General features: G+C 63.1%; 13 protein-coding genes. 6 read left to right on the top strand and 7 right to left on the bottom strand.

Annotation, left to right across the window (positions count from 1 at the left end; genetic code table 11):
* Positions 1-273 precede the first annotated feature (273 nt).
* The 3 genes from ACCQ06_RS07670 (at position 274) to galA (ending at position 7,034) form a co-directional block, all read left to right on the top strand.
* On the top strand, positions 274-2,967 hold the full coding sequence (locus tag ACCQ06_RS07670; protein WP_316691612.1) for a TonB-dependent receptor: 2,694 nt from the start codon (positions 274-276) through the stop codon (positions 2,965-2,967).
* Between the two features lie 300 nt (positions 2,968-3,267).
* A complete protein-coding gene (locus ACCQ06_RS07665) occupies positions 3,268-4,470 on the top strand; it encodes a glycoside hydrolase family 53 protein (protein WP_228322698.1) in 1,203 nt (400 codons plus the stop codon).
* Positions 4,467-7,034 (top strand): beta-galactosidase GalA, encoded by a 2,568-nt coding sequence (galA, locus tag ACCQ06_RS07660; protein ID WP_316691611.1) that lies wholly within the window; start codon positions 4,467-4,469, stop codon positions 7,032-7,034. Before ACCQ06_RS07665 ends, galA begins: the two co-directional genes overlap by 4 nt.
* A 144-nt stretch (positions 7,035-7,178) precedes the next feature.
* Here galA and ACCQ06_RS07655 read toward each other — a convergent pair whose 3' ends face one another.
* Positions 7,179-7,484 carry a hypothetical protein gene (locus ACCQ06_RS07655; protein WP_104614094.1) on the bottom strand — a complete coding sequence of 102 codons (306 nt, stop codon included), beginning with the start codon at positions 7,482-7,484 and terminating at the stop codon, positions 7,179-7,181.
* A gap of 295 nt (positions 7,485-7,779) precedes the next feature.
* Here ACCQ06_RS07655 and ACCQ06_RS07650 point away from each other — a divergent pair, with 295 nt between their 5' ends.
* Positions 7,780-10,044, top strand: coding sequence for a methyl-accepting chemotaxis protein (locus ACCQ06_RS07650; protein WP_228322700.1), 2,265 nt, complete (start codon positions 7,780-7,782; stop codon positions 10,042-10,044).
* A gap of 108 nt (positions 10,045-10,152) precedes the next feature.
* Here the strand turns inward: ACCQ06_RS07650 and ACCQ06_RS07645 are convergent, their stop codons facing one another.
* From ACCQ06_RS07645 to ACCQ06_RS07620, 6 genes are all read right to left on the bottom strand, one after another.
* Positions 10,153-11,277, bottom strand: coding sequence for an aminotransferase class I/II-fold pyridoxal phosphate-dependent enzyme (locus tag ACCQ06_RS07645; protein WP_104614096.1), 1,125 nt, complete (start codon positions 11,275-11,277; stop codon positions 10,153-10,155).
* A gap of 13 nt (positions 11,278-11,290) precedes the next feature.
* Positions 11,291-12,082, bottom strand: a complete 792-nt coding sequence (locus tag ACCQ06_RS07640; protein WP_316691610.1) for an SDR family oxidoreductase — start codon at positions 12,080-12,082, stop codon at positions 11,291-11,293.
* A complete protein-coding gene (locus ACCQ06_RS07635; protein WP_316691609.1) occupies positions 12,079-13,296 on the bottom strand; it encodes an aminotransferase class V-fold PLP-dependent enzyme in 1,218 nt (405 codons plus the stop codon). The genes ACCQ06_RS07640 and ACCQ06_RS07635 overlap by 4 nt, the downstream gene beginning before the upstream one ends.
* 66 nt (positions 13,297-13,362) lie before the next feature.
* Complete coding sequence (locus ACCQ06_RS07630; protein WP_316691608.1) at positions 13,363-14,820, bottom strand: FAD-dependent oxidoreductase; 1,458 nt, start codon at positions 14,818-14,820, stop codon at positions 13,363-13,365.
* Between the two features lie 85 nt (positions 14,821-14,905).
* Entirely contained in the window at positions 14,906-16,060 is a 1,155-nt protein-coding gene (locus tag ACCQ06_RS07625) for a tryptophan 2,3-dioxygenase family protein (RefSeq protein WP_316691607.1), read from the bottom strand.
* A gap of 10 nt (positions 16,061-16,070) precedes the next feature.
* On the bottom strand, positions 16,071-16,601 hold the full coding sequence (locus ACCQ06_RS07620; protein WP_316691606.1) for a VOC family protein: 531 nt from the start codon (positions 16,599-16,601) through the stop codon (positions 16,071-16,073).
* A gap of 1,345 nt (positions 16,602-17,946) precedes the next feature.
* On the opposite strand from ACCQ06_RS07620, the gene ACCQ06_RS07615 reads away from it, so the two are divergent.
* Both ACCQ06_RS07615 and ACCQ06_RS07610 read left to right on the top strand, forming a co-directional pair.
* Complete coding sequence (locus ACCQ06_RS07615) at positions 17,947-18,717, top strand: M15 family metallopeptidase (RefSeq protein WP_316691605.1); 771 nt, start codon at positions 17,947-17,949, stop codon at positions 18,715-18,717.
* 68 nt (positions 18,718-18,785) lie between these two features.
* On the top strand, positions 18,786-20,477 hold the full coding sequence (locus ACCQ06_RS07610; RefSeq protein ID WP_316691604.1) for a YadA-like family protein: 1,692 nt from the start codon (positions 18,786-18,788) through the stop codon (positions 20,475-20,477).
* Positions 20,478-20,486 lie beyond the last annotated feature (9 nt).

Raw genomic sequence — 20,486 nt, 5'->3', positions numbered from 1 at the left:
CTGCACTGCAGCATTCCAAGCCGAGATAGCTCACGCAAAATGCTTCATTGGAATGGAATGACTCGCGCTTCTACCCTGAAGCGGACACATGCAGGACAGGGGGACGCCCGCGCGATCGTCGATCGCGACAGCGCCACAGCAACGCACTCACCGTCACCGCACCACCGCACCACGCCACGTCCGCTCGATCGCGCCAGCCCCAGGTCGGCACCGGCGGGCCGCAGCAGCCGCCATCACCTTATTCGGTCACTTAGTCCTGGGAGGGATCAACCGATGCCTGTTCACCACACCGGTCATTCGGCAAGCCGGCGCCTGCGCCGCACGCCGGTCCGCGACGTCCTCTGCACCACCATCGCCTGCGTGCTGGCCACCGCGTTCAGTGCGCAGGCACAGGACACCGCGCCCGCCGCGCCGCCGGCCAACACCACCAGCAACACCGCCAGCAACGCGCAGGCCCCGGTGACGCTGGACAACATCACCGTGATCGGCCAGCGCGCCAGCCTGAATCAGGCCGTGCAGGCCAAGCAGATGTCCGATCACGTCATGGAAGTGATTTCCGCAGACAACATGGGCCAGATGCCAAACGTCACCGTGGCCGAAGCGCTGGTGCGCCTGCCCGGCGTCAACGGCACCCGCGACCGCGGCAACGAGAGCCTGGCCACCGTGCGCGGCCTGGGCCCGCGCATGACCATGGGCACCGTCAACGGGCGCGAGATCGCCTCGTCCGAGCCCAATCGCGCAGTGCGCTGGGAAGTATTCCCCACCGAGATCGTCTCCACCGTCAAGGTCTACAAGACCCAGTCGGCCGACCTGATCGCCGGCGGCCTGGCGGCGACCGTGGACATCTCCACCATCAGCCCGCTGGACTACACCGGCCCCGGCTTTGTCGGCACCGCCGGGCCGGTGTTCTACGACCACGCCAAGGACGTGGACGGCTACACCCCGTGGGGCAGCCGCTTCGGCGCCAGCTGGGTGCACAAGTTCAACGACAATCTGGCCGTGGCCTTCGGCGCCACCTATCAGAAACAGAAGAACGCCAGCTCGTCGATCGGCAGCTGGGGCTACACCGATGCCACCACCTCGCGCGACGTCGATGGCGATGGCACCGTGGACCCCACCCCATTCGGCGCGGCCGACCAGCTCAAGCTGATCGAGCAGACCCGCACCGGCGCGATGGGCACCGTGCAGTGGCGCTCGGGCAATTTCGAGTTGAAGTTCGACGGCCTGTATTCGCGCATCGAGATCGACGAAGACCAGTTGCAGAACTGGTTCAACGGCCTGGCCTTCAGCACCTTCTCCGGCGCGACCAACCCGTACACCACGCCGGGCTCGTCATACACCATCGTCGATGGCGATGTGGTGGCCGGCACCTTGGCCAATTCCAACCTGCAGGTCGACCATGTGGTCAGCCACTACAACGAGGTCAAGACGCTCACCGCCGGTGGTTTGAATGCCAAGTGGAACGGCGATGTGTGGACCTTGGGCAGCGACCTGTCGTTCTCGCAGGCCAAGCGCGACAACACCTGGCAAGCGGTGCGCTTCGGCAGCAATCCGGACACGGTGTCGTTCGACTTCCGCCGCAGCGTCACGCCCACCATCAGCACCAGCTCGGACACGCCCGAATACGGCATCGCCGGGCAGACCGAACCGCAGGCACTGCGCGACAAGATCGCCGCGTTGGCGCTCAATGCCAGCCGTGCGGTGGATGCGGGCCCGTTCACCTCGCTGGAATTCGGCGCGCGCGCCGCACGCCGCGAAAAGCAGAACCGGCATTTCATCAGCAACCAGTCCGGCTACGACCAGCCGATCTCGGCGTATCAGGGTTTGATCTACCCGGTCACGATGCCGGACTTGAATGTGCCCACGCTAACCGGCGGCAACCTGGGCGAGATCGCGCGCGTCGGGTTTGGCGGCTTCGATCCGAGCACGCTCAATGAGCAGATGCTCGACCACTGGAACGTCAAGGAAGACGTGCGCGAAGCCTTCGCCAAGGCGGTCTTCAGCTCCCAGCTGTTCGGTACCGATGTCACCGGCAATGTCGGCGTGCGCCTGGTCAATACCAAGACCAGCAGCGACGGCTTCGATTCGGTCGGCGGCACCGTGCAGGCCAGCAGCGACAGCAAGGAGTACACCGACGTGCTGCCCAGCGCGACGCTGAACTTCCTGATCGACGATCAACGCATCCTGCGCTTTGCGGTGGCCAAGGTGATCGCACGCCCGCCGCTGGACGAGCTGCGCACCGGCCGTCGCCTGGACGACCCCACCGTGACCGTCGGCCAGCTGACCGGCAGCGGCGGCAACCCGCAGCTGGACCCGTTCAAGGCCACCCAGGTCGACGTGTCGTACGAGTGGTACTTCCACAAAGAAGCGCTGGCGGCGTTGGCGGTGTATCGCAAGGAAGTGGATTCCAGCATCGGCTACCGCACCGATCGCGAAGTGATCAACGGCCTGGATTACCTGGTCAGCGCGCCGTTCAATGGCGGCGGCGGTTACATCAATGGTGTGGAACTCACCTTCCAGACGCCGTTCTTCTTCATCCCGCACATGGAAAACTTCGGCGTCTATTCCAACTATTCGTTGGTCGATTCCAACCTCAAGGAATTCTCGCCGGAAAACAACCCGCTGCCGCTGAGCGGCCTGGCCCGCAAGACCGGCACCTTCGACCTGTGGTACAGCAACGGCACCTTCGAAGCGCGCGTGGGCTACAAGTACCACAGCCCCTACACGGTGGTGTACGGCTGGAATGCCGCGCGCCTGGCACGCCTGCAGAGCGAAGGCACCGTGGATCTGAGCTTGAACTGGCAGTACAGCAAGCAGCTGGGCTTCCGCTTCCAGGCCGGCAATCTCACCAACGAGCCGCTGCGCGCCTACACCGATAACAAGCCCAACCGTCTGGCCAATCAGGACGATGGCGGCTACCAGCTGTTCGGCCGTCGCTACCAGCTGGAAGCGACGTACCGCTTCTAAGCATCGCGGACGCATGACGCGCAGTCGCCGGCAATGCATGCACGGCACGCAGGAACCGACAGGTACGCGTTGTACCTGCCGGTTCTGTGCAGGCCACCATGTACCTGCCGCCTGCACCGTCGTGTTCGATCGCCCCCACAGACGCATCCGGCGCCTGCTGCGCCGGGCAGCAGGCCAGTGACGTCGATCCGCGGGAACGCACTGCGACTCTGGTTGCGCTTCCGCACACCGCCTGCGCTGCACGATGGCCACATGCAGCATGCTGTTGGCCGCTCCATGGTTGATTTGTCGAGGAATGACATGCGCTCTACACGCCGCTTCTGGACGCCGACGCTGCTGGCGTTGGCATTATCCGTTTCCGCACACGCCGCCCAGCCTCCCGCCACGTTGTATCTCGGCGCGGACCTGTCCTACGTCAACGAGATGGAGGAATGCGGTGTGCAATACCGCGAGAACGGTGTGGTCACCGATCCGTTCGAACTGTTCCATGCGCATGGCGCCAACCTGGTGCGTGTACGGCTGTGGAACGATGCGCGCTGGACCAAGTACAGCGACCTGACCGACGTCAAAAAGACCATTGCGCGCGCACGTGCACAAGGCATGCAGGTGCTGCTGGACCTGCACTATTCCGACGATTGGGCCGACGGCGAAAAACAGCTGATTCCCAAGGCCTGGGCCAGCATCACCGATACCGACGAACTGGCCCGCACGCTCTACGGCTTCACCTACGACACGCTCAGCGCGCTCGATCGCGCCGGGCTGATGCCGGAGCTGGTGCAGGTGGGCAACGAAAGCAATTCCGATCTGATGGACAGCCAGCCCTGGGACAAGAAGCGCCCTATCGACTGGCAACGCAACGCCAAGCTGTTCAACGCCGGCATCAAGGCAGTGCGCGACATCAGCGCGCGTTCGACGATCAAACCGCGGGTGATGCTGCATATCGCCCAGCCGGAGAATGTGGAGCCGTGGTTCGCCGCCGCCACCAAGGCCGGCGTCACCGACTTCGACCTGATCGGCATCAGCTACTACCGCAAGTGGTCCACCCAGTCGATGGCGCAGCTGGGCAAGACCATCCAGCGCTTGCGTGGCCGCTTTGATGCCGACGTGGTGGTGGTGGAAACCGCCTACCCGTGGACGCTGGAGTCCGGCGACACCTCGCATAACCTGCTCGGCGAAGACGCGCTGATTGCCGGCTACCCGGCAACGCCGCAAGGCCAGTCCAAGTACATGATCGATCTGACCCAGCTGGTGATCGATACCGGTGGCGCCGGCGTCGTGTACTGGGAACCGGCATGGACCAGCAGCAGCTGCAAGACGCGCTGGGGTACCGGTTCGTCGTGGGAAAACGCCAGCTTCTTCGATTTCAAGCATGGCAATGACGTGCTGCCGGCGATCGATTTCATGCACCATCCATACACCGGCGCGCCGCCCTCGTACACGCCCGCAGCGCACACACCTGCATCGGCACACCCAGCAGGCGCCAGCACGAGGACACAACCATGACCGGCATCAATCGCCGCGAGCTACTGCGCGGCATGCTTGCAAGCGGTGTGAGCGCCGCACTTCCGGTCGGCGCGGCTACCGCGCTGGTGCCAGGTAGTGCCGGCGCCGCATCGGCGACTGCCAAAAACACACCACCGGCTGGCCCATTAGGTGACGCAACGCTGGCGCCACGCGAGCGGCTGCTGTTCGACTTCGGCTGGCGCTTTCATCTGGGCCATGCCAGCGACCCGTCGCGCGATTTCGAATTCGGCACCTTCCAGCGCACCTTCGCCAAGGCCGGAAAAGACACCGCCACCGCTGCGCAACTGAGCTTCGACGACAGCAGCTGGCAGCAGGTGGATCTGCCGCACGATTGGGCCGTGACCCTGCCCTTCCGCCCGGAGCCGATCTCCGCTTCGATGACCGAGGAAGACCCGGCGGCGGCACACGGCTACAAGGCGTTGGGAACGAGCTTTCCCGAAAACAGCGTGGGCTGGTATCGGCGCACGCTGCAGATTCCCGCAAGCGATCTGGGCAAGCGCATCTGCCTGGTGTTCGACGGCGTGTTCCGCGATTGCGTGGTGTTCTGCAATGGCCACATCGTCGGGCGCAATGCCAGCGGCTATTGCGGCTTCGAGGTCGACCTGAGCGAAGTGCTGGACTACGGCAAGCCCAACCTCATCGCCGTGCGCGTGGATGCCACGTTGGGCGAAGGCTGGTTTTACGAAGGCGCCGGCATCTATCGGCATCTGTGGCTGCAGAAGACCGACCCCCTGCATCTGCCGCAAGATGGCGTGTTCGTGCGCAGCACCGTGCAGGGCGACAGCGCCACTGCGCAGGTGTCAGCCGAAGTGCGCAACGACGGCACCGCCTCGCGCCAATGCAGCGTACAGGCCCGCATCACCGCACCCGATGGACGCGTGGTGGCGCAAGCGGTGAGTGCATCCATCACGGTGGCGCCGGGCCAGGTGCAACAGCTCGAACAGACCCTCCCGTTGGGCCAGGCGGCGTTGTGGTCGATCGACACCCCGCAGCTCTACACCCTCACCACCAGCGTGCACAGCGATGGCAAGGCCACCGATGCGGTGGCCACCACCTTCGGCGTGCGCAGCATCGCGTTCGACGCGCAGCGCGGTTTTCTGTTGAACGGCGCGCCCCTCAAGCTGCACGGCACCAACAACCATCAGGACCATGCCGGCGTCGGCACCGCCATCCCCGACGCCCTGCACGAATGGCGCCTGCGCCAGCTCAAGTCGATGGGCTGCAACGCGTATCGCAGCTCGCACAATCCAGCCACCCCCGAACTGCTTGCCCTGTGCGACCGCCTGGGCATGTTCGTGATCGAAGAAACCCGCCGCATGTCCACCGACCCCGAAGCGATGGGCGAACTGGAAACCATGGTCCGCCGTGGACGCAATCATCCCAGCGTAATCCTGTGGTCGCTCGGCAATGAAGAACCGCAGCAGGTGACCGAGCGCGGCGCGCGCATCGTCGCACGCATGCAGCAGCGCGTGCGCCAGCTCGACCCCACCCGCCCCACCACCTTTGCCATGGACAAAGGCTTCGGCGACGGCGTGGGACAGGTGGTGGACGTGGTCGGCTTCAATTACCGCACCAGCCAGATGGACGGCTTCCACGCGCAATACCCCAATATCCCCATCTACGGCAGCGAAACCGGCAGCACCGTGTCGGTGCGCGGCAACTATCAGCGCGACGACGCACGTGGCTATACCCGCGCCTACGACCTGGACCACCCCTGGTGGGCGAGCACCGCAGAAGCGTGGTGGAGCTACGTCGCGCAACGCCCGTACATCGCTGGCGGTTTTATCTGGACCGGCTTCGACTACCGCGGCGAACCAACGCCCTACAACCGCTGGCCGAATGTCGCCTCGCAGTTCGGCATGCTCGACAGCTGCGGGTTCCCCAAGGACAACTACTGGTACTACCGCGCACAGTGGACGCGCGAACCAGTGCTGCATCTGTTCCCGCACTGGAACTGGGACGGCCTGCTGCAGCCCGACGACAACGGCCACCTCGCCGTCTGGTGCCATAGCAATCTCGACGCGGTGGAGCTGCTGGTCAACGGCGTCAGCCAGGGCCTGCAGCAGGTGCCGGCCTACGGCCATGTCGAATGGCGGGTGAAATACGCCCCCGGCGTCATCGAAGCGCGCGGCTATCGCGGCGGCAAACTGGTGCTCACCGAGCGCCGCGAAACGGCCGGCAAACCGGCAGCGATCCGCTTGAGTTGCGATCGCACCGCACTGCGCGCCGATGCCGAAGATGTGGCAGTCGTGAAAGTGGAGATCGTCGATGCGCAAGGCCGCCTGGTCCCCGATGCCGACAACCAAGTGCACTTCGCACTGCGCGGCCCCGCGCAGCTGATCGGCGTGGGCAACGGCGACCCCGGCAGCCACGAAGACGACAAGGCGCCGCAACGCAATGCCTTCAATGGTTTGTGCGCAGCGCTGCTGCAGACAACGCAAAAGACGGGCGACATTGTGCTGCAGGCCACCGCCCCTGGCCTGATGTCGGCCACCCTGCGTATCACTGCAAAAGCGGCCACGCCACGCGCAGCAGTGGCCTGAAGCAACTCGCCCCGTGGCTACGGGGCGAGACTGGCTGCTCGGTGATGGCAAGCAGCAAACGGCAGCAGACACCGTGCCGCCATGTCGTGTCCAGCAGGCCGGGCGACAGCGTCATGTCATTGCGCTGCGCTTGGATCCAGGTACTCAAGCCTGAGTGCTTCCGGCATCCGGATCGCGTGGAAAATACCGATTGAGCTTTTCATCCCAGGCCTGGAACTGCGCAAGCGTGTAACCGTCCATCGGACGTGGATCGTCGGCTACCGCTTTTTGCTGCGCCACGTAGGCGATGCGTTGCGACGATAGTTCGTCCCACGCTTTGCGAAGCGTGACCGGATCCGGATGCGAGACCAGCATCGCTTCCAATAGCGTGGCTTGCGCAACACGTGCAGCCAGCAGATCGCTGAGCGCATCGGTGACTGCGCGCATCCATTCCTCGTTACGAGTGTCCATGCCAAGCGTACCGCGAGCGTTGATAGAGCCCGAGCGTATCGCGTGCACGCCAATGGCAATGTGCACTGCCCTTGGCCGGCCACCCGCTGCGCAATGGTCTGCACAACGCAGCACAGAAAGCCGTTGCATTGTCAGTCGGTTTTTCCCCGACAACCCGGCAATACCGGCTAAATACGAGCTCGACCGCAGGATTTCAGTTCTGTGCCGGTTGGTCGCTATCCAGTTGCCGATTCATCACATGCGTTTCACGCACAGGTCGATCGGTGCCTTCCCCATGGACATCAGGACCATCCACATGACCGCTTATTTGCAACGCTATAACGTCGGCCGCCGTCTCGGCGCCGCGTTTGGAATCCTGATCCTGCTGTCGAGTCTGCTTGTGGCAATTGGCTTGAGTTCCATGGCCAATGCCAGAAAACAATTCGATTTCATCGTGCTGGACCGCATGGCCAAGATCGAGATCGGCAACAGCATGCTCGATGCCAATTCGTCGATCTTGATTGCGCTGGGCACCTACGCCATGACGACCAGCGACGAACTCAACAAGGAAGCGGTCGCAACCATCAAGAGTCAGCGGCAGCGGTATACCGACCTGCGTGCCAAGCTCGATACGCTTTCCAGCTCGGAGGCCGGACGCAAGATCCGCGCGGAGATGGACGAGCGCCGTGCTGTAGCGGGCAAATTCAACGATGAGGTCATGGCGCTGGCTGCCAAGAACGACAACACCCAGGCGCAAGCAGTGCTCAGTGAGAAAGCACGTCCTGCCACGACGGCGTGGCAAGACAAGATTCGTGAACTGGTGACGCGTCAGGAAGTCCAAAGCCAAGAGGCCTACGCAGAAGCGGTGCAGTCGATGAACCGCGCCAAGCTGCTGTTGCTGATCGGCGGAGTCGCCGTCGTGGCGATCAGCAGCCTGCTCGCCTGGCTGATCACCCGCAGCCTGACCCAGCCGCTGGCACGCGCCACCAAGGCCGCCGAAGCCATCGCCAACGGTCAGCTGGACAACAACGTCCAGACCGATGCAAAAGACGAAACCGGCCGCCTGTTGCGTGCCATGAGCGGCATGCAGGTACAGCTGCAAGCCTTGCTCAGCGCACAGGGCGACATGGCCAAGCGCCACAACGATGGGCAGATCAGCTTCCGCATCGATGCCAACGCATTTCCCGGCGATTACGGCCGCATGGCGCAGGACACCAATACCCTGGTCGCCTCGCATCTTGCGGTGCAGACCACGCTTGCGCGCATCATGGGCCGCTATGCGATTGGCGACCTGAGCGAGAGCATGGACGCGCTGCCCGGCGAAAAAGCCGTACTCACCCAGACCATGAACGAGGTCAAGGCCAATCTGTCGGCGATGAATGTCGAGATCAAGCAGCTGGCGCAGTCGGCGGCCAACGGCGATTTCAGCGCACGCGGCGATGCCGACCGCTTCCAGTACGACTTCCACATCATGGTCGACAGCCTTAACCAGCTGATGGCCACCGCCGATGGCAATCTGCAGTCGCTGTCGTCGCTGCTGCAGTCCATCGCGGCGGGCGATCTCACTGCCCGCATGAGCGGCGACTTCAAGGGCGTGTTCGCACAGATGCGCGACGACGCCAATGCCACCGCCGCACAGCTGGCCGAGATTGTCGGGCGCATCCAGCACTCGGCGGTGTCGATCAATTCGGCCGCCAGCGAAATTGCCGCCGGCAATCAGGACCTGTCGCAGCGCACCGAGCAGCAGGCGGCCAACCTGGAAGAAACCGCCGCATCGATGGAAGAACTCACCTCCACCGTCAAGCAAAATGCCGAACATGCACGCCAGGCCAATCAGCTGGCCATCGGTGCCGCTAGCGTCGCCTCGCAGGGCGGCGACATCGTCAGCAAGGTCGTTGGCACCATGACCGGCATCGAAGCCTCGTCCAAGAAGATTGCCGACATCATCAGCGTCATCGACGGCATCTCCTTCCAGACCAACATCCTGGCGCTGAACGCAGCGGTCGAAGCCGCACGCGCCGGCGAACAAGGTCGCGGTTTTGCGGTGGTCGCCAGCGAAGTGCGCACCCTCGCCCAACGCTCCACCGCGGCGGCCAAGGAGATCAAGAGCCTGATCGACGATTCGGTCGAGCGCGTGGCCGAAGGCTCGGCACTGGTGCACAGCGCCGGCACCACGATGGCCGAGATCGTGGCCAGCGTGCAGCGCGTCACCGACATCATGGGCGAAATTTCCGCCGCCTCGCAGGAGCAGTCGGCCGGGATCGAACAGGTCAACCTCACCGTCACCCAGATGGACGAAACCACGCAGCAAAATGCCGCACTGGTGGAAGAGGCAACGGCCGCCGCACGCTCGATGGAAGAACAGGCCGTGCAGCTCAGGCAGGCGGTGTCGATCTTCAAGATCGAAGCCGAACGCCCGTCAGGTGTGCGCGCAGCTGCACCGACCGTGCTGCATCCCAGGAAGCCGGCCGGCGTTGCCGCAGCGAAGCCACGCGTTGCCGCGACATCGATCAAGCGCCCGGTCAGGCAAGCGGTAGTCGCCAGTGCGTCGAGCAATGGTGCGGATTGGCAAGAGTTCTAAGCCGGCGTTTTTAACAAGAGATGGCGCAATACGAAGGCCGGCTGCGTGAGCAACCGGCCTTCTGCATTGCACCCGATTGCCCTCCAATCAATGACGACGAGACAACGATCAGCTCCACTCGGCCAGCAACTGCGCCATCCGCGCAAGACCCAGCTCCAGCTCCTCAGGCGACACACCGCCGGCCCCCAACCGCAGGTGCTGCGGGCAGGCGTACGCACCGCCGGACATCACAAACGTCTTGTACGGCGGCGCCAGCAGGCGGCTGCTGAACGTATCGGCATCGATCGGCAGGTTGAGATGCGCCAGACCAAGCAGCCCCGCCTGCGGCCGCTGCCATGTCAGTGCCGGCTGCTCGGCCACAAAGCGGTCCAGCAGATCGATCCGCATCCGCCCCATCGCACGCGAATGCGCAACCGCAGCGTCGAAATGCTCCGGACGCAGCGCAACCTCGGCAATGCGCTCCCCCAGTACGTTCATGATCTCGCTGGTGTTTTCGCGCAGGACCATCGCCGCATTGAGCAAGGCTTGGTCGCGCGTCACCAGCCAGCCGGTACGCAGCCCCTGCAGGCCGAGTAGCTTCGACACGCTGCCGGTGCTCACGCCGCGGTCGTAAAGGGTCGCGATGCGTGGCGTCTCCTGCCTGTCCCACTCCAGGCCGCGATAGACCTCGTCGGAAAGGATGTAGGCACCCACGCGCTCTGCCGCAGCCACAATGCGCTGCAACGTAGCCAGGTTCTCCACGCGTCCGGTCGGATTGTTGGGATTGCACAGGAAGATGAGCTTGGTCTTGGGCGTGACCAGCGCTTCGAGCTGGTCGATATCCAGTGCCCAGCCGGAGGCCTCCGAACGCGTCACCAACTTGGGCACCGCACCGATTTGCTGTGCCAGCACCAGCGGTTGCTGCCACCCCGGTGCATCGATGACGAACTCATCGCCGGCAGCGAGCAATTGCGTCAGCACCAAGTAGTTCGCCTCCTGCGCGCCGGCGGTGATCAGCACATCCTGCAACCCGCATGTGCTGGCATACCCATACTGCGCCAGCACCCGTTCGCGCAGCAGTGGCAAGCCTTGATAGTCCTCGCCGGTCCAGTCCAGCGACTGCGCAGGATCCAGGTGCGCCAGATAGCGCTGCAATGGCGGCGAAGGCGACAACGAATAGGTGACGCAGGCATCGGGCTTGGCACGATGCGCGGTGAGCCATTGCTCCCAAAAACTGTTCGACGGCACAGGCATGCGTCAGGCTCCCTTATCCCATGACGGCCGGGCACACGCCCAGCCCAAGCGAAGCATCGATCACCGCGCCGCGTAGAATGCGGGCCTCATCGCGGCACAGGTAAAAGCACAGGTCGGCAATCTCCCGCGGCGCGATCAAGCGCCCGCCGGGCAGCGATGCTTCAAGCGCCTGGCGTTGTTCGTCCGACAATGCATTCAAGGTACTGGCCTGAAACATCGGCGTGTCGGTGGCGCCAGGACAGACAGTGAAGACATCGATGCCTGTGCAGGCGTAGGTGGCCGCAAGTTGCCGCCCCAGAAACGCCACCGCCGCCTTGCTCATGCCATCGGCAGCGCGAAAGCGCGGAAAGTGCGTGATCCCGCCGTCCACCGAACTCATGAACACGATCTTGCCGTGTCCGCGCGCCAGCATGCTCGGGATCACATCCTCGCTGAGCCACAGCGGCCCCAGCGTATTGACCCGGAAAAATACCTCGTCCTGTTCCTTGTAGCTGGCCGCAGCACGTTCGACGGTCTTGGTGCCGACGCCAGCGTTATGGATCACGATGTCCAGCGGCAGAGACAGCGTTTCCATCAGCTGCGCGTGGCTTTGTCGGTCGCCTACATCCAGCGCTAATGCGTGCACGTAGTTCTCGCCTACCTCATCGAGCAGCGCCTGCGCCCGTTGCCGGCTCTCCTCCCCCGGGCGGTAGGTAAAGCTCACCCTGTAACCGGCCTGCGCAAAAACGTGCACCAGTTCGACGCCGATGCCTCCTGCACCGCCGGTAATCAGCACATGTTGACGATCGATCCCGAGTGCATTCATCGCGCAACTCCCGCAGTAACGGCCTGCATCAGCGCATCCCGTTTGTCCAGTGCAGCAAAGGCGCCTTGCAACGCACCGCCCAGTCGAACCACATCCTCCATCGCAGCGTAGACCTGCATGGAAACGCGCAGCACGTAACTCGCGTCGTCTGGCCAGGCGCTCACTGCCACGTCAATGGCATGGGTGTCGTACAGCCAGTCCTGCAGCGCAGCCGCATCGGGATGTGCCGCACAGAGGCGAGGCGGCAGCGCGAAGGCCACCATGCTCCCCAGGTGGTCGTCGGTGGCCAGACGTTTCAGCGGCAATCGCGCCGTCAGGTACTGCGCACAGCGCAGCGCCGATGCATGGTGATGTGCGAACACTGCAGGCAGGCCGCCAGGCAGCACGTTCCGCAGGAAAACGATCGCTTCGGGAATGCACAGCAGCGGCGTCGGGTCGGAGGTACCCAGCCAATCGAATTCCAGATGCAGGCGCGGGCGAGCGCTGCTGCTGTCGCCGTAGCCGCGACTGATCACCGGCGGATGCACGCCCGCCTGACGATCGCGACGCACATGCAAAAATCCCGCACCACGCGGGCTGCACAGCCATTTATGGCAATCGCCCGCGTAATACGCCGCTCCGATCGCCTGCACGTCCACCGGCAACATGCCTGGTGCATGCGCACCATCGACCACTGTATCGATGCCACGTTCGGCCAGCGCAGCGACCAGGGCTTCGATCGGAAATACGATCCCGGTCGGGCTGGTGACGTGATCCAACACGGCAAGCCGCGTGCGCGGCGTGACCCGTTCCAGCACGGCCTGCACGACATGCTGCGGGTCCGACACCGGCACGCCGACCTGCGCAACCACGACGGTGGCCCCGGTGTTGCCGGAGACAAAGTCGAGCAGATTGCGTGCAGACAAATACGCATGGTTGGTAGTCAGAATCTCGTCGTCGGGCCCAAAAGAACGCGAGCGCAGCACCGCGCTCAATGCGGTGGTCACGTTGGGCAGCAACACCAGGTCGACTGGATCGGCGCCGATGACCCCGGCCAGCGCCTCGCGCGAGGCATCCAGCAAACGCGGTAGATCGCGCAGGATGAACACAGACGGCAGCCGCTCGATCTGCGCGCGAAACGCCGCCTGGCGTTCCAGTACAGCGTTGGGGCATGCCCCCAGCATGCCGTGATTGAGACAGGCGACGCCTGGATCGAGCGCAAAACGCTGCTTCATCCGCACAGCCGGTGCGTCGGATTCCCACGGTGATTGCATCAGACACGTCCTCTCGGCAACGGCAGATCAGGAAACAAGGGTGGGTTCGGCCGTGACGCGGTGCTGAGCGATCAGCTGCAGCAGCGTCTCTCGCGAAGGTGCGGCCGACGATGGCACGGCAGGTGTCGCGGCAAGACTGCGCACCCGCGTGACGACGTCGTGCCGATTGAAAATTGCAGATGGGTCTTCAAGCATTCCCGTGCGCCGCGCCAATGCGTGCCAGACCACTGCATCATGGCGCGCGGCCGCAGCGATATGCTGCAAGCCGATCGCATCCGGGTGCTGAAATGCAGGCGGTTCGCCGGCCCACAGCGCGCTGCGTGTGCGGTCTTGCGCCACGCTATCGACGTACCAGGGCCGCACAAGACGCTGTGCAAGCGCGTCGGCATCGATGGCAAACCGCAGCGGGTCATCCAGTCCTTCGCGATGCGCAAGATCGGCGACGGCATATGCATAGCGCATCGCCAGCGACATGCCGCGCGTATAGGTCGGATTGGTGGTGCACAACGCATCGCCGACCGCGATGGTCCCAGCCACGGTCGGCATGCCGCTCGCCACCGCAGACCGATAGCGGTTTTCGCACACTGGCCAGCGCAGCACATCCGACACCGGCTCGCAGACGCCAGCGTCGAGCCAGGGCGCGATGCCGGCGTGTGCGCATGCGGCTGCAGTGAACACCGCTGGCTCAACCATGGCATGCCATGCGCTATCGCCATGCGGTGCCATCAGCGTGATGGAGACATAGCCGTTATCGGCGGGACACACGATGCAGCCACTGGACGCAGCATAGCCACCCACCGAAAAACCCGCAGTGAGTTGCACGTTCGGCCGCTGCCGGCAGCGATACCACCGCGTGAAATATGCGAGCCCGCAGTTGTCCACCAAGGTATCGGGCGTCTGCACACCGGCCTGTCGCAACCATTTGCCGAACGCCGAGCCGCGCCCCAGCGCATCGATGGTCAGCGCCGCGCGCAGCTCACCGCGCGAGCTGCACACCCCTTCCACCAGTGGACTGTCGTCGGTGCGAACCAGCAGGCCGTGAACGCTGGTTGCGTCGTGAACCGTGATGTTCGGCTCTGCCAGCACCACCGCACGAACGACGTCCTCGATCAACGAGCGGCGCGTCGACAGACCGAACAACTCCGGATCATCGTTGCGAGGCACAGCGACACCTGGCGCAAGCGTTGCGCCGAACGGCATCTCGATCGCACCGGCATCCAGCAACGCCTGCCAGATATCCGGCGCGCGTTCGCGCAGCACCTGCCGCCCCAGCGCGGCCAGCGCATGCGTATGACGCGCGTGCGGCACGCCTTTGCGCCACCACCGCTGCGTGGGCAGATGCGCATCGCGCGCCAGCGATGACCCGCCGACGACCCCGTCGCGTTCAAGCACGGTCACCTGGTAGCCGTGCCTGGCAAACGCCAGTGCGCTCATCAAGCCAGCGATGCTGCCGCCGACCACCAGCACCTGCGACGCATCGGTCATGGCGCACACCCTGCGTCCGCATCGATCAGGCATGGCGGCAGGTCGTACGCAAATGGCAAACGGGTGGCGACCACAAACCCCGGCATCATCGGCCGCCCTCCATCGCCAATCCATACCCGTCCGGGTTGTCGAGCGCAGGCACACTGGAGATGCGCAGCAACAACGAGCGCGCCGTCCACAGTTCGGCAAAAATTCGGTAGCGCAGCGCGGTCTGATCCAGGTAGTCCACACCCGCGGAACCGCCCGTGCCAACGCGACGGCCGATGAAGCGCTCCACCATGCGCGCATGCCGCTGCCGCCAGATCAACATCGCCTGTTCCAGCTCGACCACGCTTTCCAGCAGTTCGCGCGGCCACGCAAGCTGCGGCAACTCACGATGACTTTCGACAAACACCAAGGCCGCACGTACCGCACGGTGTGCGTCGTGGGCGGGCGCGTCGAGCTGCGCATGCTCGTCGGCCAGCAGGAACGCCTGGGCGCTGTCGTCTTCCGCCGCGTGCCGCGCACGCAGCCGTTGCAGCTCTTCTGTACTGCCGCCACGCTCGGCGGCCAGACGCCAGCGACGCTCGCTGTCCGCGCGCATCGCCTGGATGTAGCGACGCGCGAAGCGCTCCTTCGCTGCCGGCGTGGTGCCGCCATCGATCGGTAGCCGAGCCAACCATGCATACAGACACTGCTTGAGGGACGGGCCGGCCTTGGCGCGCGCGTCGACGCGCTGCGCGGCAGTCGAAGGACTGCCATCCGGCAATTTGAGCGCATCGCGATAGGAACCCGCGCCGATGGAAATGCGTTGTGCATCTTCAAGGCCTAGCAGGATCTCGATCTCGCGCAGTTGCGCCGATTGAAACCCGCTGGCAGGCGTCAACCGCTCGCGAAACTCCAGAAAGTCGCGCGCGGTCATCGTTTCCATCAGTCGAAAGTGCTGGTTTGCCTGCTCGAACACCGTGATCGCACGACGGAGCGAACGCACCCCGGCAACGACCTGATGCCCTACCACTTCCGGTGCATTGAGCAGGTCACGCGTAAAGGTCAACTCGCGCAGCACCAGCTTGAACCACAGCTCGTGGACCTGGTGCACGCTGATGAACAAGGCCTCGTCGTTGCTGACCGCTGCCTCGTCATCGTCAAGTCCTCCCTGCAAGGCCAGCAGCTGCTCGACCTTGATGTAGTCCCAGTAGTTCGCCGTTACCGTCCGCGTGCCTTTCCGGCGCTGCGAAGCCAGGGCGGGCTCTGCATTCAACCGGCCAGCATCATCCAAGCAGATGCTCCCTTTTCAGTTGCGTCCACGCGGCGAGATTGGCGTAGGCCATCTTCTCCAGATCGTCCCAGATGGCCGTTTGCGCCACCTCCGGCTTGACGATCAGCTCCAGGCGATGCCCGTTCGGGTCGCGGAAATACCACGACCTGGCCAGTTCGGCATGCCGTCCATCCCCGGCCACGTCATGGATCACGGGCCCTTCCACCTCGACCCCGCTGGCACGCAAGCGAGCGCAGAGTACGTCGGCCCGCTCGCTGTCGCGTACTTCAAGGGCCAGATGCTGCGCCCAGTCTTCCTCGACCGGCACCAGCGGCAGCGCACTGCCAAGCACCTCGAAGAAACAGATATAGCTGCCGTCTTCCATTTCAAAGAAGACATTATTGTTCGTTGCCTTCAGACCACTGGAAGGAACGTGATCGATCAGTGCCGCCGCAAACTTCAAACCCAGGGTATCGACATAGAAACCCACTGTCTCTGCCGCATCCCGGCAGCGATAACCTACATGATGAAGTTTACTCAACATATCGCACCCCCATATTCCGCCCATAGAAATTCAACTTTCAATTAAATGAAAGGTCTTCAACGCATATTTTCTAGCCAGCGACAACGCGCACCATGCTTGCGCACAGCTTATTTAGCGACTGCAGCTATCGGACGCAGCTAACCCTTGCGGCATCCTAAACCGGCGATGCTGGCAAAGAGCCGACGGACCTCGAGCGTTATCATCCACAACGAGATGGAACTTAGCACTTATAGCAGGAGATTTTTATTAATACCTCGACGATTTTTCAAAGACATTTGCAATCGATCGCGAGTTTTTCCGCTGGCGCCGTAGATCGCTACCGATGGAAAAACTCAACTCTTCACGAGAGTTGCAGGTGAGCACGCAGATCCGTCGAGACATGCATCACAAAGTGATGCTCTGCAGATCTTCCAAAGACCATCGGAGGTCACCTGCAGAAACTTCGAGATTTACATCAATTTCTCGAGGCAGATCTCATTCCAGCATAATCAACACATGGTTACTTAAGCGGAACCATTATCCATCCCAGTTTCCGCCTTAGGGATAAAGAGTCGCAGGCTGTCACCGAGACGACACCCTGGACGCGGATACATGGCCAGCTCACACGACAACCTCCGCACAAAAAATCGGCTATGCTCGGGCGCGACACTCTGCACGATCATCGCAAGCTGCACTGGCCCGATTGGCAGCGGATGTCTCACACCGAACCCGGGCACCGAACCAGGCGTTCTGACCCCATCGGCATCGCTCCCCTTGTACGTCTGCCCAAGCGTCCAGTGCTGCACCCTGGATCGCGGTTCCAGCCCGCTCGGCTTAAACTCGGCTTCCACCGGTCGCCCCGACCACCGCAGCGGCCTTTCGCAGTACACGGCAGGCCGACGCCGCACGCCCTGCACGCCACCGCTTGCCCCACCGGGCCCAGATTTCGGAAGACGTTTCTTGCAAAGCACTGACACCAAAGACAAATCCAAGCCCAGCAGCGGGGCTCCCGAGCACACCCCGCTGATGAAGCATCACGGGCGTATGATTTTATATATCTGTTTTTAAAAGGAATTTTATTGGATTTCAACCGCTGAGAATCGCAGTTGCTACGCCACTGCTACGACGTCCTCCATGCCCTAGCGTGATCGCCCCAGGTTGACTTCCCCTCCTTGCATGCTATCGATTTAACTGAGCCTGGGTTTCATTCCTTCCCAGCTCACTAAGCCCCCAGGCTTCCGGCGTTCTGACCTCCTCCCTCAGGAAGCTGGAAACCCATTCCTGGGGGCTTTTTCTTTTCTGCCTCTTGCGCTTTTCTAAAAATCCAATACCCCTGAAAGCATCCATATCTTTCTGGGAGGAAAGCATGAAACCCCGCAGCAAATATTTTCCCGTGTCAGCGGCAATCGCTTTAATGGCGGTGGCTGGTTGTTCAACCATCAAACCCGCCCCCTCTAATCCAACGCCACTATCTCTGAGTTGGACAACCCCAAAGCAACACGGCACCATTTACCGTCTCTTTCATCCCAAGCAAGAGCGAATCTGGAAAGGGGTTTCGCCCTCGTTGCGGGAAAAGGTAGAAGCCATCTTAACCCAGTTGGCAGCAGAGGGGTTTGACGTGCGGCCGGTAGAGGGGTATCGAAGCCCAGAGCGCCAAGCAGCATTGATGGCGTCGGCCAGCGGCGTCACGAGTGTTGGGGCTTGGTCCTCTTGTCACAATTACGGCTTGGCGTTGGACGCAGCCATTTTCGTCAATGGCGAGCCAAGCTGGAACTTGAACGATCCGCACGTGATGGCCGGCTACCTGCGATTTGGGGAACTGTCAGAAATCGTGGGATTGAACTGGGGCGGGCGATGGACCAGCCCCAAGGACTACCCGCACGTGGAACTGAAAACCGAATGCGGACAAGCAAAGTGGGCCTATCGCCAGGGCCGAAAGCTTCCCACTTTTGAAGTGGTGGACGAGGAACCCTCTTCGTATCTGCTTGCCCAAGCACTGGCGCCGAGCTGGTGCCCTCCCGGCACGGTTTGGGCGTGCGCTGCCTGGGGACTTGAAAACCCTTTGGCATGGAAGTGGGTCACGCCTACTCAGGTTTGTCTGGCCACCTTTCCTAACAACCCGAGAAAGATCACCTGATCGCCTTGCGCAAATGAAATCCCCTGCTATGGATTTAAATATTAATCCATAAACTCGGGAGGGTTTTCATGTCTGCATGCCGTTTTTCTATTTTAACCGCAGTGGTCAGCGCTGCTTTGTTTGCGTCCCCGCTCTATGCGCAAACCGCCACCGGCACGGGAGCCACGGCTTCCGGGCCAAACTCTACGGCCACAGGGGAACAATCCCAAGCTTCTGGCCCCAACTCCACCGCGACGGGGGCTTACTCCACCGCGACCGGTAATGGAGCCGTGGCGACCGGTGTCCAGGCCAATGCCTCAGGTGACAACGCGCAGGCCTCCGGCACCAATGCCCAGGCGTCTGGCCAGAACGCGGTGGCCATTGGTCAGGCCGCAAACGCGGCGGCCGAGAGGACTGTTGCCATCGGCACTTTGAGCTTTGCTGGTGGCGAAGATGCGGTAGCAGTTGGACAACAAGCCGTCGCGACCGGTGTTAAATCGTTGGCCCAAGGGGTGCAGGCGCAAGCCAGCGGCGACTTGTCCATGTCTTTGGGCTACTTCAGCCGTTCGCGGGGCAATGCATCGATTGCTCAAGGCAATTTGGCAGAGGCAAACGCTGATCATGCCGTCGCCATTGGCACTTCTGCCGTTGCCGATGCATTTCAGACACTAGCGCTGGGCGTTGGGGCTGAGGCCCGTGCTCAGGATTGTGTCGCCCTGGGCTCCCATAGCCGGTGCTGGGCCAGCGATGAAGTCAGCGTGGGCTCCACTTATGAGGACGGGGGCCAGAGCACCCGCCGGATTACCAACGTTCGGGCCGGAACATCCGACACCGACGTGGCGAACCTCGGGCAGGTTCGTCAGGCTGCACAAGCGTTTGGCGGCGGTGCCACATTCGTTAACGGGAACTTTGTCGCTCCGATCTACCAGTTCCGAAGCGGGGCCACGCATCAGACCGTGGGAGCGGCGTTGGACGATCTGGATGGGCGCGTCGCTGCCGTTGAGCAAAGCCCGGGCAGCGGCTCCGGTAATCCTGGGCCACGCGGCGCAGACGGCCTGAGCGCTTACGAGGTCGCGTTGACCAACGGCTTCCAAGGCAATGAAAGCGATTGGCTGGCGAGCCTGAAAGGCGAGTCCGGCGCGCAGGGGCCAGCCGGCAACGATGGCGTGGACGGAACCGCAGGCACCGGTTCCGGCTCGGTGGCCAAGGCGGGCAAAAACGTTGAGGTCACCACCAACGCGGACAGCACCCAGACCGTTTCGGTCAGCGACAACGTGCAGCTGTCGGACACCGGATCGGTGAGCGTCGGCGCGACCACGGTCAACGCCCAAGGCGTCTCCATTCAAGGGGGCCCCTCGTTCACCACTGCGGGGGTCAATGCCGGCAATCAACGCGTGAGCAACGTTCAAGCCGGCCGGCTCGAGCGTGGCTCGACGGACGCGGTCAACGGCGGTCAACTCTGGGACGCGCAGCAAGCCTGGAACGACCGCTGGACGGACACCGACCGCCGCGTGCGTCATCAGGACCGTCGCATCAATGCGTTGGGAGCACAGCTCGGCGCAATGAGCCAAATGGCGACAGCTGCAGCGCAGAACGGCGGCACGGCGGTGGGCCAAGTCAACCTCAACATGGGCGTCGGCTTCTCTGGGGGCGAGGCGGCAGTGAGCATTGGCTGGGGGGCCCGTATCTCCGAGCGCACCAGCGTTTCTGCCGGCCTGTCCTTCGGCTCCGGGAACAAGCCGGTTGCCGGGTTTGGGGTGAGCATCAACTTGGGGCGGTAACGCATTCGT

It is taken from the genome of Xanthomonas sp. NCPPB 4467 (assembly GCF_041475665.2).
GTDB classification, from domain to species: Bacteria; Pseudomonadota; Gammaproteobacteria; order Xanthomonadales; family Xanthomonadaceae; genus Xanthomonas; species Xanthomonas dyei.
Note: the sequence above shows the minus strand (reverse complement) of the source record. Positions and strands in the feature narration are given on the sequence as shown.